Here is a 428-nt window from a genome sequence, read left to right on the forward strand (position 1 = left end):
GCGCAGTACGATTCGCTGATCACTTCTGGCGACGGCACCATGGCCAGCGTGCTGAAAGCCCGGCTGGAAAAACTCGCTTGCGATTTTCCGCTGGAGAATAACTACTTCGCCTGGCAAGCCTTTGCCCGCCGCTATCCGAACCCCGGCGAGGCCGCCCTGCCCGCCTATCTCGAAAGGCAGAATTACGAGACCATCCGCGGCAATGTCGGCCGCGTCGCCATCCACCATGCCAATCTGATCGAGTTTCTCGCCGGCAAGGATGCAGGCGCGGTCGACCGCTTCGTCCTGCTCGACGCACAGGACTGGATGACCGACGATCAGCTCAACGCGCTGTGGGCGGAAATCACCCGTACGGCTTCGACCGGCGCCCGCGTCATCTTCCGCACCGCCGCCGAGCCCAGCCTGCTGCCGGGTCGCGTCTCCAGCTC

General features: G+C 64.3%; 1 protein-coding gene. It reads left to right on the plus strand.

Going from position 1 to position 428, the window contains the following annotated elements:
- Positions 1-428: DUF3419 family protein (locus EOA75_RS33735; protein ID WP_127326199.1), on the plus strand; the 428-nt coding region annotated here is incomplete at both ends.

This window comes from Mesorhizobium sp. M1A.F.Ca.IN.022.07.1.1 (assembly GCF_003997575.1).
Taxonomy (GTDB): domain Bacteria; phylum Pseudomonadota; class Alphaproteobacteria; order Rhizobiales; family Rhizobiaceae; genus Mesorhizobium.